Annotated in this window: 17 protein-coding genes and 1 pseudogene; 5 read left to right on the top strand and 13 right to left on the bottom strand. The window is 51.2% G+C overall.

What is annotated here, in order from left to right; all coding sequences use genetic code 11:
* Positions 1-5: 5 nt before the first annotated feature.
* Genes argC through ACESLU_RS00700 form a run of 3 tightly spaced genes read right to left on the bottom strand, consistent with a single transcriptional unit; the run spans position 6 to position 2830 of the window.
* Complete coding sequence (gene argC, locus ACESLU_RS00710) at positions 6-983, bottom strand: N-acetyl-gamma-glutamyl-phosphate reductase (RefSeq protein ID WP_372633720.1); 978 nt, start codon at positions 981-983, stop codon at positions 6-8.
* A complete protein-coding gene (argG, locus tag ACESLU_RS00705) occupies positions 976-2172 on the bottom strand; it encodes an argininosuccinate synthase (protein WP_372633718.1) in 1197 nt (398 codons plus the stop codon). The genes argC and argG overlap by 8 nt, the downstream gene beginning before the upstream one ends.
* On the bottom strand, positions 2165-2830 hold the full coding sequence (locus ACESLU_RS00700) for a GNAT family N-acetyltransferase (protein WP_372633716.1): 666 nt from the start codon (positions 2828-2830) through the stop codon (positions 2165-2167). The genes argG and ACESLU_RS00700 overlap by 8 nt, the downstream gene beginning before the upstream one ends.
* Positions 2831-3203: 373 nt before the next feature.
* Here ACESLU_RS00700 and ACESLU_RS00695 point away from each other — a divergent pair, with 373 nt between their 5' ends.
* Positions 3204-5141: an ATP-dependent DNA helicase RecQ gene (locus ACESLU_RS00695; protein ID WP_372633713.1), complete on the top strand. Its 1938-nt coding sequence runs from the start codon at positions 3204-3206 to the stop codon at positions 5139-5141.
* On the opposite strand, the gene ACESLU_RS00690 is transcribed toward ACESLU_RS00695, so the two are convergent.
* The 4 genes from ACESLU_RS00690 to ACESLU_RS00675 form a co-directional block, all read right to left on the bottom strand.
* On the bottom strand, positions 5138-5491 hold the full coding sequence (locus tag ACESLU_RS00690) for a DUF4296 domain-containing protein (RefSeq protein WP_372633710.1): 354 nt from the start codon (positions 5489-5491) through the stop codon (positions 5138-5140). The two genes, ACESLU_RS00695 and ACESLU_RS00690, sit on opposite strands and share 4 nt — an antisense overlap.
* 3 nt (positions 5492-5494) lie before the next feature.
* The gene (locus ACESLU_RS00685; RefSeq protein WP_372633708.1) at positions 5495-6217 is read right to left on the bottom strand and encodes an SDR family oxidoreductase; all 723 of its coding nucleotides are present in this window, start codon (positions 6215-6217) and stop codon (positions 5495-5497) included.
* Positions 6218-6310: 93 nt separating this feature from the next.
* Entirely contained in the window at positions 6311-6925 is a 615-nt protein-coding gene (gene udk, locus ACESLU_RS00680; protein WP_372633705.1) for a uridine kinase, read from the bottom strand.
* 9 nt (positions 6926-6934) lie between these two features.
* Positions 6935-8035, bottom strand: a complete 1101-nt coding sequence (locus ACESLU_RS00675) for an N-acetylmuramoyl-L-alanine amidase (protein WP_372633703.1) — start codon at positions 8033-8035, stop codon at positions 6935-6937.
* 539 nt (positions 8036-8574) lie between these two features.
* Here ACESLU_RS00675 and ACESLU_RS00670 point away from each other — a divergent pair.
* Positions 8575-8955: an ankyrin repeat domain-containing protein gene (locus ACESLU_RS00670; RefSeq protein ID WP_372633700.1), complete on the top strand. Its 381-nt coding sequence runs from the start codon at positions 8575-8577 to the stop codon at positions 8953-8955.
* Between the two features lie 8 nt (positions 8956-8963).
* Here the strand turns inward: ACESLU_RS00670 and ACESLU_RS00665 are convergent, their stop codons facing one another.
* The 6 genes from ACESLU_RS00665 to ACESLU_RS00640 all read right to left on the bottom strand — a co-directional run bounded on the left by ACESLU_RS00665 (position 8964) and on the right by ACESLU_RS00640 (position 13406).
* Positions 8964-9695, bottom strand: a complete 732-nt coding sequence (locus ACESLU_RS00665; RefSeq protein ID WP_372633697.1) for an SAM-dependent methyltransferase — start codon at positions 9693-9695, stop codon at positions 8964-8966.
* 5 nt (positions 9696-9700) lie between these two features.
* On the bottom strand, positions 9701-10186 hold the full coding sequence (locus ACESLU_RS00660) for a hypothetical protein (protein WP_372633695.1): 486 nt from the start codon (positions 10184-10186) through the stop codon (positions 9701-9703).
* A gap of 19 nt (positions 10187-10205) precedes the next feature.
* Positions 10206-10373 (bottom strand): hypothetical protein, encoded by a 168-nt coding sequence (locus tag ACESLU_RS00655; protein ID WP_372633692.1) that lies wholly within the window; start codon positions 10371-10373, stop codon positions 10206-10208.
* Between the two features lie 59 nt (positions 10374-10432).
* Entirely contained in the window at positions 10433-11635 is a 1203-nt protein-coding gene (locus ACESLU_RS00650; protein ID WP_372633690.1) for a hypothetical protein, read from the bottom strand.
* Between the two features lie 333 nt (positions 11636-11968).
* Positions 11969-13222 carry a DUF819 domain-containing protein gene (locus ACESLU_RS00645; protein WP_372633687.1) on the bottom strand — a complete coding sequence of 418 codons (1254 nt, stop codon included), beginning with the start codon at positions 13220-13222 and terminating at the stop codon, positions 11969-11971.
* Between the two features lie 7 nt (positions 13223-13229).
* A complete protein-coding gene (locus ACESLU_RS00640; RefSeq protein WP_372633684.1) occupies positions 13230-13406 on the bottom strand; it encodes a hypothetical protein in 177 nt (58 codons plus the stop codon).
* 166 nt (positions 13407-13572) lie between these two features.
* On the opposite strand from ACESLU_RS00640, the gene ACESLU_RS00635 reads away from it, so the two are divergent.
* The 3 genes and pseudogenes from ACESLU_RS00635 to ACESLU_RS00625 form a co-directional block, all read left to right on the top strand.
* Positions 13573-14250 (top strand): dihydrodipicolinate reductase C-terminal domain-containing protein, encoded by a 678-nt coding sequence (locus ACESLU_RS00635; RefSeq protein WP_372633682.1) that lies wholly within the window; start codon positions 13573-13575, stop codon positions 14248-14250.
* Positions 14247-15137, top strand: coding sequence for a 4-hydroxy-tetrahydrodipicolinate synthase (gene dapA, locus ACESLU_RS00630; RefSeq protein WP_372633679.1), 891 nt, complete (start codon positions 14247-14249; stop codon positions 15135-15137). The genes ACESLU_RS00635 and dapA overlap by 4 nt, the downstream gene beginning before the upstream one ends.
* Positions 15138-15232: 95 nt before the next feature.
* Positions 15233-15472: pseudogene (locus ACESLU_RS00625) on the top strand (2,3,4,5-tetrahydropyridine-2,6-dicarboxylate N-succinyltransferase); the annotation flags it as partial.

Below are 15472 nucleotides of genomic sequence, written 5' to 3'. Positions count from 1 at the left end.
CTATATTAAAAGTTTGAGGGTTTGAGCTGGAGACCCATGGTCTCGTCGAAGCCGAACATCAGGTTCATATTTTCTACCGCCTGTCCGGAGGCCCCTTTAAGCAGGTTGTCGATGATAGAAGTGACAAGCAGCTTGTCGCCTTCTTTTTCCAGGTGAAGCAGGGCCTTGTTCGTATTGACCGCTTGCTTCAGGTACAGGGGTGCATTACTGAGGTGCACAAAGGGGGAATGCTGGTAATAATGTTGATAGAGCGACTGCGCTTTTGCCAGCGAAGGGTCCCATTTGGTATAGGCCGAAATAAAAATCCCCCGGGTAAAATTTCCCCGTACGGGAATGAAATTCAGCTCCTTGTCAAAATCAGGGAATACCTGCTGCAGCTTTTGGCGGACTTCACCGGCATGCTGGTGACGCAGTGCCTTATAGATTGAGACGTTGTTGTTTCTCCAGCTGAAATGCGTGGTTGCGCTCGGTGAACTGCCCGCTCCCGTGGATCCGGTGATGCCATGGATATGCACGTCGTGCTGCAGGTTCCCGCTGTGGGCAAGCGGCAGCAGGGCCAGCTGTATGGCGGTGGCGAAGCAACCGGGATTTGCGACATTCTCGGCGTTCTTGATGGCCTCCTTCTGCAGCTCCGGGAACCCATAGATAAAGGAACGGTCGCCATACGTCTGATCGGGAGCGAGACGAAAGTCGCGGCTCAGATCGATGATATGGGTTTCGTCCGCAATATCATGAGCCTCCAAAAAAGCATGTGAGTTACCGTGTCCCATGCACAGAAACAGCAGGTCGATATCGGGATCCGGTTCATGGCTGAATGCCAGCTCCGTTTCCCCGATCAGATCCTGGTGCACCGAGGTAACCGGTTCGCCCGCTTTGCTGGTGCTGTATACGAAGCGGATCGCTGTTTTGGGATGATGTAGCAGAATACGCAACAGTTCGCCTGCTGCATATCCCGTACCCCCGACAATACCTACGTTAATCATAATTATTTACGGATTGGTGGATATTAATTTGGTTGGATAATATTTTTGCAAATCCTTTCACGTCCTCCCCGCTCCAGGCGTTGTTCATCTCTCCATAGTCACCGAACTTGGCATTCATCAGGTCATTGGGCGAGGATATGCCCTCGATGTCGAACCGGTAGGGCGAGAGCTTGAGGGAGACGCTCCCGTTTACCGTCGACTGGGTATCTGAAAGGAAGGCTTCGATATTGCGCATGACCGGGTCCAGGTACTGTCCCTCATGGAGCATCATGCCGTACCAGTCGGAGAGCTGATCCTTCCAGTAAAGCTGCCATTTGGTTAGTACATGTTTTTCCAGCTGCTCATGCGCCTTGATAATGAGCATAGCTGCCGCCGCCTCGAAGCCCACGCGGCCCTTGATGCCGATAATCGTATCGCCTACATGAATATCACGGCCGATAGCGTAAGCCGATCCGATCTCATTCAGTGTTCGGATCAGTTCGATGGGATCATACTCCTTCCCGTCGATGCTTACCGGTTCTCCTTCTTCAAACGCCAGGCTGACGGTTCGCGGCTCTTCCTCGCGGAGGGGACTGGGATAGGCTTCATCGGGCAGCGGCTGGTCGGACGTCAGCGTCTCCGCTCCCCCCACGCTGGTGCCCCAGAGTCCCTTGTTGACGGAGTATTTAGCCTCACTCCAGTTCATTTTGACATTGTGTTCTTTAAGGAAAGCGACTTCTTCTTCCCGCGTCAGCTGCTGGTCGCGGATGGGGGTGATAATCTCCAGATCAGGAGCTATGACATTAAAGATAAGGTCGAACCGGACCTGGTCGTTGCCCGCCCCCGTACTGCCGTGGGCGAGGGCGTCGGCCCCGGCCTCCAGCGCATATTTTGCAATGGCTACGGCCTGGAACACCCGTTCAGAGCTTACGGACAGGGGGTAGGTATTGTTTTTCAGGACATTTCCGAAGATCATGAAACGGACAATCTTTTGGTAATAGTCGTCCGTCTTATGAAGGGTCCGGTGCGTATCGCTGCCCAGGCTGTAAGCGTGCTGCTCGATATCCGCCAGTTCCTGCCGGTCAAACCCGCCGGTATTCACCAGCACCGTATGAATTTCAGCCTGATGCTGCTCCTTAAGATAAGGCACGCAATAGGAGGTATCGAGTCCCCCGCTAAAGGCCAGGACAATTTTCTTTTTTTCAGTCATTATTATTGCTTGTTAAATTTAAAAGCTGTTTTGTTTTTCGTTGAAGGTTTCTCTGGTGCAGCCGGAGAAATCGCTTGAATCTCTTCCACCGGGTGCGTTTATCCGCCGTTTCTTCGTTCTTTTCTTTTTCAGGGTCGTACAGCATCCCCGTGCAAAGACAATCTTTGCGATTTTCATTGGTAAGAATGTCGTAATTGGGACAGCTTTGGCAGCCTTTCCAGAATTCCTCATCCTGCGTCAGCTCCGAAAAGGTAACCGGTTTGTACCCCATATCCGAGTTAATCTTCATAACGGCCATACTCGTCGTAATGCCAAAAATTTTGGCACTCGGGTACTTTTTTCGCGAAAGCTTGAAGATTCTTTTCTTGATACGCCTTCCGAGTCCCATCTTGCGGTAGTGCGGGTGAACAATCAGTCCCGAGTTGGCGATATACTTTTTGTCGTCCCAGCTTTCAATATAACTGAATCCGGCAAGATGATCGCCTTCGGTGTCGATCGCTATGACCGCCTTGCCCTCTTCCATTTTAGCTTTAATATACTCTGGTTTGCGTTTGGCGATACCGGTGCCCCGCTGTTTGGCCGCTTCTTCCATCAGCTTGCAGATCTCCTCTGCGTGAGAAACGTGTTGCGAGTCAGCAACGGTTATACGAATATTCATACTACAAAAGTTAGTGTTATATCAGACAGCAGCAAACAAAGAATCGTTGCTGTTAAGAGTGAGTTGTTGATCGGTAAGGTGAGATTGCGGTTGAGTAAAGACATGATGCACCCTCCGCAAAGAAGATGTTTATGAGCCCGGAAGGGCCCGCGGCCGCTGCCGAATCGGAAACACAGGAAAGGGATCAACAGGTGGCCTGTCGAAGAATAAAGGGGTATATGTTCCGCTTGCTTTCATAGAGGGTAATTATAATGTCTTATACAAGAAAATACAAGATTTTTTTAGACCTTATGAAAAATAGTAGTTGAACTGCTGGATTATAATCTGGACTTTTCAGGTACTTTCTTTAATCCTCAGCATTCGATGGTATTCGATGAACAAAGAACAGATGGCGAAGGCCCGGCATATTTTGGAGCAAAAATGGGGCTACCCCGCCTTCCGTGAAGGGCAGGATGTGGTTATCAATGCTGTCCTGGAGCGAAAGAATACCCTGGTACTCTTTCCCACCGGGGGCGGCAAGTCGCTTTGTTACCAGCTGCCGGCCGTCGTCTTCGAGGGGTTGACGATCGTCATTTCCCCGTTGATAGCATTAATGCAGGACCAGGTCCAGCAGCTCCGGGAGCGGGGTATCCCGGCAACGTTCATCAACAGTGCGATTTCTTCATGGGAGATCGAACAGCGCCTGGCGAATGCACGAAACGGGATGTACGACCTGCTCTACTGTTCGCCCGAACGGCTGCAGTCCCCGATCTGGGAAGCCGAGCTGTCCCGGCTTGATATCGATCTGATCGCCATTGACGAAGCGCACTGCATTTCGGAATGGGGACATGATTTTCGTCCCGCTTACCGGGAGATTCGTTCCGCTTTCGAAACCATCGCCGATTCGGTAACCTGGATTGCACTGACGGCCACCGCCACCCCGGAAGTGCGCAGGGATATCCGGGAAACCCTCGGGTTTGAGGATCCGGTTATTGTATCAAAGGGGTTTCAAAGACCCAATTTCAAGTGGTGGGTTACGCCCACTCACCAAAAGGAAAAAAAGCTGTTGGAGGCTGTAAAAAGGGCGGGAGATATGGGGTCCGGGCTTATCTACGGCGGTACGCGCAGAAACTGTGAAACACTGGCACAAAAGATTGGAGAAAGGGTTGGTATCCCGGCAAAGGCCTATCATGCGGGCATCGAAGCGGGGGAAAGGCAGCGCATTCAGGAGCAGTGGATCGGGGGACAACTGCCTATCGTTGTCGCCACAAGTGCCTTCGGGATGGGTATTGACAAGGCCGATTGCCGCTATGTCATTCATTATGTGATGCCTTATACGCTGGAGGCGTATTACCAGCAGGCGGGACGAGCGGGAAGGGATGGCATGGAAAGTTACCCGCTGCTCCTGTTCAAACCGTCCGATTTGGCGGTGGCAGGGCAGCGCATTAAAGAATCGTATCCCGGAAGAAAGCAGCTTCAGCATCTGTATGATGTGCTCTGCGACAGCCTCGAACTGGCAGTCGGTGCGGAAATGGAGAAGATGCAGGAAGTTTCGGTAAAAGCACTGGTACAGCGTTCCGGCTTTACAACCCGTATCTGTCGTTCTGCGCTGAAAGTGCTCAGCCAGCTGGGTATCATCCGGCTGGTTGAGCATGTGACGCCACAGGTCGGGATTCGATTTATTGCAAGCCGCGATTATATACGCCAGAGGATCAAGGCATCGGGCAACCAGCGAAAAGCACTTTTTTTAGATACGCTACTCCGGCAGTACGGAGCCGAAGCTTTTGGGGAGATGAAATTTTTAGATTTCGATTACCTGCGGAAGAAGCTGGATATCTCATCCAATGCCGTCAAGAAAGGGCTGCAGGTGCTGCAGGATCACGACCAGATGTTGAACTACAACTTTATTGGCGAATCGCCGCTGGTAAAACTGGTGGATGAGCGGCAGTCGTCCCTGCGATTAGGCAAAGAAGAGCTGGAAGGACACCGGGATATCCTGTTGAAGAAACTGGATTACATGCGTGGATATATCCAGACCGAAAACTGCCGGGAGGTCTATATCCGCCGTTATTTCGGTGAAGAAGGGGTTTCGGCCTGTGGACACTGCGATAACTGCCTGAGCATGGGGCAGCCGGTCACGTACCTGGAGGATTCTGACTTGCTGACGATTAAACAGTCCCTGAAAAAAGGAGGAAAGACGCTGGGTCACCTTTGCCGTCAATTCGGCTGGAGTAAAGACCGCGTTAAGAAATCGCTCGGTCACCTGATCCGCGAGCAAAAGGTGGCAGCAGATGCCGAAACGTATATCTGGATAGCACGGGGCAACGATTAACGCTGTGTCCCCGCCGGCCGGTCCGGATCTTCCATTCGATCTTTTCGGAGCCGCTCGATAGCCTCTTCCACCCGTTTTTTCTGTGCCTGTGGAAATTGCTGGTAGTATTCATGGCTTTCCCAGAAAGCGCTGTCGGAGACACCGTATTCCCGGAATATTTTGTCTCGAAGCGAGTCCGCCGCCGCCTCATCCATGCGATCCGTTTCAGAATAGGTGCGGACCAGCTGGAGCTCAACCAGCAACGAGATATAGGTCTCTTCATCGACAAGTATTTCAGGTTTTTCCGGCGATTCGCTGCATCCCGCAGCGAGTGCTGATAACAGGATGACAAGGCAGTACCGTCTGATCATGGGTTATTGCTCCGCCGGATGTTTGGGGTTCAGCGGACGCATGGTGATGTCGTTGATCAGAAAATTATCCGGTGTTTCCAGCACATTCACAAGCACCCCGGCCACATCCCGGGGCTGCATCATATTTGCGTGCGATTCGGAATTATTGGCATCACTAAAAAAATCGGTTTGTATGGAGCCCGGATAAAAACAGGTTACCTTGATGCCGTCGTAGCGCAGTTCTTGAAACAGCGCCTCGCTGAACCCCCGCACTCCGAATTTGGAAGCATTGTAGCCCGACATTTGGGGATTGCTTACCTTACCTGCGATAGATGCGATATTAATGATATGGCAGCTGTTTTCGTTAATCTTCATCAGGGGCACTATCTGGCGGCACATGTAGAAGATGCCGGACAGGTTGGTGTTGATCATGGCCTCCCAATCCTCGAGGGGCAGGGTATCCACATCCCCGAAGCGGCCCAGTCCCGCATTATTAATCAGTATATCGGGCGGATGGTCATCGCCAAACGTTTGCTGGATCCACCGGTCAATCGATTCGTGGTCGGTGACATCCAGCGTTACGGGGACAAACTGATCGCCCAGTTCCTGCTGTCGCTGCCCCAGCTTATCAGCGCTGCGGGCCAGGCCGTAAACGGTAGCGCCTTTGCTGATCAGTGCCCGGCTGAAGGCTGCTCCGATTCCGCCGCTTGCTCCTGTTATAACTGCAGTCTTTGATGCTAAATCCATACAAATAAATTATCGGCTTGGCTGTTCCAGTGCTAATGCTCAACGTTTATTGAATTAATATAAGGCGAGTATAGCAAAAAACATACCCCTTGGTCAATTCAGGTGATCATGGATAAGGGCATTGACCATATCCAGGGCCACTTTATTTTGTCCCCCGCGCGGGATGATAATATCGGCATATCGTTTGCTGGGTTCCACAAATTCGAGGTGCATGGGACGCACAAACTTTTTATACTGGTGGAGGACGTTCTTCAATTCACGGTCGCGCTCCACAATATCACGCTGGATGCGCCTGAGCAGGCGAATATCGTCGTCGGTGTCCACATACAGCCTGATATCCATTAGCTCGCGGAGTTCTTTTTCATTGAAAATAAGAATTCCGTCGAGGAGGATAATATCCCTGGGTTCGACCAGCCTTGTCTCCTCTTTCCTGATATGTTTGGTGAAATCATAGATAGGGATTTCGACCTGGTAGCCCTTTTTTAGTTCCTTGACATGACGGATCATAAGCTCGGTTTCCAGCGACGAGGGGTGATCAAAGTTTTGCTGGGTCCGCTCACGGAACGGAAGGTGCTTCAGGTCCCGGTAGTAGGAGTCGTGCTGCAGCAGGAGGATACATTCTTCTCCGAAGGTGTCGATAATATGGCGGACCACCGTCGTTTTACCGGATCCGCTTCCGCCTGCTACGCCAATAATTAATGGTTCCAAAAGGGACGGTTATTCTGTCTGCAGTTGGTAATTTCGTTCGTACTGCTGCTTGTAATCCCGGATCGCTCTGAAAATGGCCGAAGCCATGATATTCTGTCCGTATTCCGTGGTAAGGTACTGTGCTTCATTGGGGTTGCTGATAAATCCTGTTTCAATCAGTACCGCAGGCATGGAAGCATGGTACAACACGACAAATCGAGCCTGTTTGACGCCCCGGGACCGGCGCTGGGCGCGCTCACTGAACTGGTGCTCAAGCATTCCGGCGATGCGTTCACTGGTCGAGATATATCCGCTGTTGGCCAGTTCATAGATCAGCAGTTCTTCCTGGCTGAGCTGTTTCTGCTCAACATTACTGTCGGCGCGTACCACTTTGTTCTCGCGTTTCATCACTTCAAGGGCCGTTTGACTTCGCTCCAGTCCGAGGAAATAGACCTCCGAACCATAGGGCTGCCGGGAGTGGTTGGAATTGCAGTGAATAGACACGAAAAGATCCCCCTCTTGACGGTTGGCTATGCGTCCGCGTTCCTCAAGCTCTATAAAACGGTCGTCATCACGCGTATATACCACCTCAACATCCGGCAGGTGTTCATTGATGTAGCCCCCCACTTTCTCGGCAATCTGCAGCACGACCTTTTTTTCCAGTATATTATTATGACCAATGGCCCCGGTATCATGTCCGCCGTGTCCCGGGTCGAGGACAACCACGTCAAACTTCATCTTATCTTTCACCCTGTCGTAATTGGTGTTTTCCGGCAGAGGTTCTTCTTCCGGTTGCAGGCTGTCGGGAGGGAAGGGGGATTCCGTCCACCGTATGGCTGCCAATCCCTGTGTCTGCTGTTCCAAAACCTGGCGATCTGTATGGCTGAGTCCCAGTAATAAATCATCACTTTCGGCATCCGGATAAAATTGACTTTCGTAATAGTTATCCGGGTTAAGCCATATATCCACACCGATACCGTTGGGGATATCGTAAAATTGGACCTCGCCAAAGAGCGATGATTCGTCTGGAACGGTAATATTTTCAGGATCTATCTTATCGTTAAAAATAGCAAGCTGGATAAGATGGGTCTCGGGCTGGTATACCCGAAAAGAATCGGCCGGCTGTTGCATATTAAACCGTACGACCTGCCCCTTTCCATCGCTTCGAACGGCAGTAGAAAGGTGGGTGAGGGAATTGCCAGCATTCTTCTGGGCTTGTGAAAGCGTGTTACAGCTCGTTAAAAAAAGACAACTTAGTATAACTACTAAAAAAAATTGACCATATAAACGGCCATAATTTCCGGAGCCAGTAGCTTGTTGAGTCACCTTACCTCGTATTGGTTATAGAATGATAAACTTTACTGCTTCAAATTAAGTAATATTTGCACAAGAAAAAAAGGAAGAAGCGTCATATGATATGGCCGTATGACAAAGCTACGACTGTCAGCCTCCACGGTTGGAGAATGGTTTCCCGAAAAACAGGAACTGTGGGATTCACAGAGCCGTAGAAACCTGCGGTTTTCCGGACTCCGTTTACACCGGGACGGGAACTTTTTCCTATTCCCGCCAAAAAATTCAAATACTCCTTTCAAAAAGTTGATTATGGCTGTTTTATCAATTACAATAAAACTACATCCTACCTATAAAAATATAGAAACGGAGGTTTATTTATGGAAGAAAACGCCTTTCTGGAAGCTGCGGAAAATGGAGATATGGAAGCAGTAAGGAGACACCTCTCGGAGGGAACAGATGTTGACACCAGTGATGAGCATAAGCGAACGGCTCTCATGAAAGCAGCCAAGCACGGACATACTGAAATCGTGAAATATCTGCTTGATGAGGGAGCGGATGTGAATGTGCGGGACAACCGGGGGACAAGCGCTCTCTACTGGGCGTCCAGTAACGGCCATTATGAAATTGTGCAGCTTCTGATTAAGCATCGCAGTGATGTGGAAGTTCATGACGACCGGGGATGGTCGGCTAAAGACCAGGCCAGCTATCACCAGCACGATGACATCGTGCATATGTTGGAGGAAGCCGGCGCCCGCTGACGGACAGTTTAAGAGGATAGCAGGAAAATCGTCGGTTCTTTATGTAAAGAGGGACCCGAATCCTGTCTCCAGCGGCGGATAGGCTGGGAAATGATACGCTCGCCGGGCAGCGTCAGGTTCGTAGCCGTACAGAAACGGGTGTCGTCTCTGCAGTGGGCGATAATATCTTTGACCATCGCATCATTGCGATGGGGCGTTTCCATAAAGATCTGGGTCTGAGTGCTTTTTCGGGCCTTTTTTTCCAGATCCAGCAGGGCCTGGCGCCGTTTGTCCCGGTCGATAGGAAGATAGCCGTGAAAGGCAAACTCCTGCCCGTTAAAGCCGGACCCCATCAAAGCCAGCAAAATCGAAGAGGGGCCCACCAGCGGTGATACGTGAATATCCTGGGCATGAGCCATCTTTACCAGTTCTGAACCGGGATCGGCAATCACGGGACACCCCGCTTCGGATAAGAGTCCGGCATCGCGTCCCTGTTTCAGCGGATCCAAAAAAGAGGCGATTTCATGCACCGGCGTCTTTTTATTTAGCAGCAGGAAGTCAATTTCATAGTCGGGGATGGTGTCTCCCACCCACTGCAGGTAACGCGAGGCCGTCTGGATATTTTCCACAATCAGGACATCCAGCCGGCGTATGATAGTAAGCACGTATTCGGGAATGGTGTTGTTCTCGGGTGTTTTGCCAAGCGTGTTGGGGACGAGGTAGAGGGTCCCCCGATCGGAAGAAGAGCCGTTGTTCTTCATGGGAGTCAGTGATCGATTCTTTCTATTTCAAGTTGTTCGGTCCCTTCCCGTGCCTTTTTGCCGGCATAGCGATGTACTACCACCGCAATGATCACGGTAATGAACAGGGCTACGATCGCCATGGCCAGGTTGGTCAGTACCAATCCCCTCTGGGTTCTGTAGGTGGGCATCATTACAATTTCCTGGAAGGCACCGGCTTGATAACGGATGGGCACCACCCGGATCTGCTGCAGCTGTCCCGCCATCTCCACCGGCAGCGATAGTTTTTTTTGTATTTCCCGGTCCTGTTGATCCTCAAAGCGCAATACGATATAACCGTTGGTTTGAGCGGCTATCTGTTTCAGTTCATAATCGATAACTTCCGCAGTATAGCTGTCGCCGTTTTCGTACGTATCGACGATGCCGTACCAGACCATGCCCTGGTGAAGACAGAGGAAGGTAAAAGTGGCTGGAATCAGCCATACAAGGTAAAGAAATTTATAAGAGTTCATGTGTGTGCAATCCAGTCCGTTAGTAAAAAAGGGCGTAATAGAGAACGTAGAGCCAGCTCAGTAAGCCGTGAATAATCGCCCAGAGGATGGACTCATTGACCGACCACGAAATAGCAATGGCCAGTGCCGAACCGAGGGTGATACCCCCGCGAACCGATTCCGTTACTTTATTGGTTGAATTTGCCATAGCAGAAGTTATTCATTGATGTGCTGAAGATTGAGAGGGGTAAAGATAATCATAATAATTCAGTTATTAGTAAGCTGCCGGAGGGTGGTCTCGCGCAGGGCCGGATCCCACATCAGGCGCTGCTGGAAATCCTGGTGCATCATATTACTGCTCATATGAAACCAGAGGCCAACCTGCAGGGAATCAAAGAAAACGGCCTGACCGAACGGCTCCTGCGAGTAGGTCGAAGCCCCGTAATCCAGTCCGTTAAGCAGTCCCATCCGATTATCGTAAATAGCGCCGTAGAAATCAAAGTCGCTGTTTAAACTTTGTCGTTCCAGGGGCCAGGACATGATACTCCTGACCCGTTTTGATACGGCTGGCGAAATGAGCCTGTCCTGTTGAAGTCGGATCATAAGCCCGGACAGCTCGCCTGCGGTTGACTGTGGAAAAAAGCCCAGTGCATCCCGGCGGTCCGCAAACTGCATGGCAAGTCCCTGCGATGCCCTGAAGAGATCCTCAATACGGTTGCGGAATGCAGTATCCGCCTGGTATTGTTGAGCATTTGTCAAAACCGCCTCCCGGAACTCCTGGTCTGACAGGTTGCTGAGATGCTTCAGGTGAGCACGGGCAACGGTGTCGTGTGCGGCCGGATTGATGGTTATGTAGAGCCCGGAGAAGGGCAGGGGCCGGTCGGTATGCTGCAGTTTCAGTTGTTTATAGGTATGGGTGATGGCCTCTTCTCCCAGCCGGTAATACAGGTAATCGGAAATAGCCAGATCATTAAAAATAATACCCGCCTGGATGAGGTCCCCCAGGGCAACTTCGCTATCAGAGGTAACAGCTCCCTCGTCTTCGAGCGCTGCTTTGGCATCCTCGTGGTTGGTGGCATCGATATAGGGAAGCTGGTAGGCATCCACCTCTTTCAGGGGAATACGCTCGCCGGGGTCGAGGGAATCATTTTCGACCAGGCGGGCGTAGGTTGTTATCAGGAAAAAATTCGAGAGCGTGCCCATGGTGTGCGGCTGATCCGCCCCATAAGAGATAACGGTATCCGGGTTGGTTGCAGACCGCGAGACTACAGCGGTATTCCGGGGATGTTCGCCAATGTATTCGGTAAGTCCTTTCAGCGAGGTGGTCCTCGATACCCATTCCTGTCCCTCTTGCAGGTCATCGCTGTTTTCAAAAAGGGTAAAGAGGGCATTCAGGTTAAAGCCGAAGACGATCAGGAAGACCAGCAGAAGGGAACCGACGGCGGCGCCAATAAATTTCAGGATACGCATGAATAAAATAAATAAAACTTTAAATATGAGAGCGTCTTGTAATACCGCTCTTTTAGCCAATCCGTGCATTTTTTTTGCGCATTCAAAACCCCCGCATCGGCCTCATATATATAATATCTATCTATATTTATATGCTGCGATTTTGAACTCGCTCAGGCTTTTGATGCTCAGGCCTGGAGATGGACCAACATTCCCGGTTTTCCAAAGCCCTTTTATGAACACGAAAGATAAAGATCCTGGAAATGGAAATCAGGGCTAAATAGTAAAAAGTAGAAAGTAGTAGGTCCAAAGGTTCCCCATTTAATACTTTTTACTTTCTACTTATGACTCAGTTCAGCTCACAAACTGCATCATCAGGGCACAGAGGTAGGCCGCATAGGTGCCGAGGGCATAGCCCAGCACCGCCAGGAGAACTCCCACCGGTGCCAGGGCGGGATGGAAGGCCGAGGCCACAATGGGAGCCGAGGCCGCACCGCCCACGTTGGCCTGGCTGCCCACGGCGATAAAAAAGAAGGGAGCATTAATAAGCTTGGCAACCAGGAACAGAATGAGCACATGGATCAGGATCCACATCAGCCCGATCAGGAAAAAGCCCGGGCTCTCGAAGATTGCCAGCACATTCATCTTCATCCCGATCGTGGCAACCAGCATATACAGAAACAGACTCCCCACCTTGGAAGCACCGGCCCCTTCCAGCTTCCGCGCCCGGGTAAAAGAGAGCAGCAGTCCCCCCGTGGTGGCGATGACGATAATCCAGAAAAAACGGGAATCGAGGCTCAGCTGGCTGAGTTGCGGGGCATTTTCGGCAATCCAGGGGGCAATAGCATCGCCTCCGAGGTGTCCGACTGCCGTAACTACAAAAGCAACGGCCACCATGCTGGTCAGGTCGGCCAGTGTGGGTATTCTGGCAATACTCGCCTTATAGTTCTCAATTTTTTTGCGCAGCTCGGTGATGGGGGTGGCATCCGCATTAAACCAGCGGTCGATCCGCTCGGAAATGCCGGCGCCATAGAGCAGGAAGCCCAGCCAGATATTGGCCACGATGATATCCACCGTAACCATGGCTGAGAACAGGTTGTCACTGGGATCGAAGACTTCGTACATGGCCGTCTGGTTGGCTCCGCCCCCGATCCAGCTGCCGGCAACCGTTGAGAGTCCGCGCCACAGGGCTTCCGGACCTTCCCCGCCCACCAGCTCCGGCGAAAAATAACCGGCCGTCAACACGGCCAGGGGTCCCCCGATAACGATACCCAGCGTCCCCGCCAGAAACATGATAATGGCCTTGGGACCCAGACCGATGATGCCTTTGAAATCTATGCTCAGCGTTAACAGCACAAGGCTTGCCGGCAGCAGGTAGCGTGAAGCCACAAAGTAGAGATTCGATTCCTCACCGGAGATCAGTCCCAGTGAATTAAAGATGGATGGAATAAAATAGCAGAGCAGGAGGGAGGGGACAAACGTATAGAATTTTTGCCATCTGGGGTTGTCGCTGCTGGACGTAATGAAAATTAAAGCCAGTATAAGCAGCAGGATACCTAAAACCACCGCATCGTTGGTGAAGACCGGAGCAGCAAAAAATATATGCATAGTTTCTCTATTTATTGATAATGAGGCCTTTTGCAAAGCCGTTCTTTTGGCCAATGCCGGCGTTATCGGCCGGTTGAAATCGCGAGACCGGTCCCTGCGCCGCGTTGCCTTCCCGGACGCTGTCAAGCCAAAGGCTTCGAGTGATGTGCGAATCGTTCGCCCGTCCCTTGCATGCAGAAAACATTTGGAATCCGGTGGACTTGCACATAATCCCGGAACTTTCGGGGATGAGAAATCTGGATTAGACTCGGAATCTACATTATATTTGGGGTTTTGTGCAAATGGTATGAAAATAGAGTTTGAAAAGGTTATACTTACCACTCTATTTTTAAACGAACATTTTTTGGGGAATGACAAAATTTGCTGTTATTGGAACCGGAAAAACCGGTGGAAAAGTTGTTGAAATATTAGATGATGAACAGGTGGTCGGACCTTTTAACTCCTCGCAGAAGCCGACGGCCAACGCATTGAACCAAGCTGATGCCGCTATTCTTTTCGTGCCGGGCGCTGCCGTCGAGGATTTGGTTGAACCTTTGATAACGTCGGGCATTCCGGCGGCGTGGGGGACAACCGGCTATGAATGGCCGGAAGATCTGGACAAACGCCTGCGGATACAGGGCATAAAATGGCTTCATGCTGCCAACTTCAGCCTGGGTATGAGCATCGTACGCCGCTGTCTGAAAGTTATTGGACAGAGTTCCCCGGTGTTGACGGATCCCTCATTCCATATTCATGAGATCCATCATATTCATAAACAGGATGCACCCAGCGGAACGGCCCTGTCGTGGCAGGAGTGGCTGGGACGCGAGGCGGAGATCAGCTCCGAACGGAAGGGGGATGTCAAAGGGATCCACCGGCTTGAAGTAAAAACGGAAACCGAATCCATCCGGTTGGAACACCAGGCCCACGACCGTAAAATCTTTGCCCAGGGTGCTGTTTGGGCAGCGGAACAGCTGACAAAACCGGAGATTGAGCCCGGATTTCACGATTTCTCCACTATTTTTGATTACATAATGCAACAGTCATGAAGATTACAGATACACAAACCTGGACCGCGGTAGTTACACCGATGCACGAGAATGGCGAACTCCACCTGGAGGATTTGGCGTCGCTGATCCATAAACAGGATGAGGCCGGTAATGGCGTGTTGGTATTGGGAAGTACCGGAGAGGGACTGGCCCTGGGTCTGGAAGATAAAAAGGAGGTCATCAAGACCGCCTCGAGCCTGAATATTGATATCCCTGTGATGGCAGGCGTAGGGGGCTTCAACCTCCGCGACCAGCTGGAGTGGATAGAATACTGCCACCAGTTTGAGATCGACGCCTTTCTGCTGGTCACACCGCTTTACGCCAAACCGGGTGCAAAGGGGCAGACCCAGTGGTTTAAATCGCTTTTGGACGCCGCCGGCAAGCCCTGCATGGTGTATAACGTCCCCTCCCGAACGGGCGTTAGAATGAGTGTTGAGATGCTTATGGAGCTGCAGGGACATCCGAATTTTGAGGTGGTTAAAGAGGCCAGTGGAAGCATAACCGACTTTCAGAAATACAGCGCAAGTGCGCCGGAGCTGGCTTTTTACAGCGGTGACGATGCCATGACCCCCTTCTTTGCGATGGCCGGGTGCACGGGGCTGGTCTCCGTAGCCTCGAACGTGTGGCCGGAAGCCGTACACCGCTACGTGCAGTGGTGTATGGAGGGACGTGGACCGGAACTGCTCCCGCTCTGGCAGGAGTGTGCGGATCTGTTGTTTGAGGCTCCCAACCCCGTGCCGGTCAAAGTGCTGCTCAAAGAGAAAGGCTGGATTTCTTCCTCTGTGCTGCGTCCCCCGCTGACCGAAGATGAACTGGGTGATATCAGTTTATTGAAAAATGCAGATCAAATGATCTCGGACTGGTATGACAAAACGAATGACGACTGATTGAACCGATACTCCAGGGCGCTATAAGCCTCTGGCTTATATTATCATTATTTAGTTGAAAGAAATCTAATTGACAAATAAAAGAGTTAAACACTATGAGTGACAACAACTGGGAAATCATTTTAGATCAGCTTGAAGAGGGCGAAGTCCGCGCCGCAGAACCCAGGGGAGGCGGATGGGAGGCTAACATAGAAGTAAAAGAAGCTATACTGGCTTCCTTTGGCGCCGGCGAAAATACCGAATATTCCGGCATCTACGACGGCTTTGTTGACAAACAGAATCTCCCTCCCCGGCGGTTTACCGTAGCCGACAGCGTACGTCTTGTCCCCGGCGGA

The organism is Fodinibius sp. (assembly GCF_041642155.1).
In the GTDB taxonomy this organism is placed as follows: domain Bacteria; phylum Bacteroidota; class Rhodothermia; order Balneolales; family Balneolaceae; genus Fodinibius.
The sequence above is the reverse complement of the archived record's forward strand: the minus strand, read 5'-3'. Positions and strand labels throughout refer to the sequence as shown.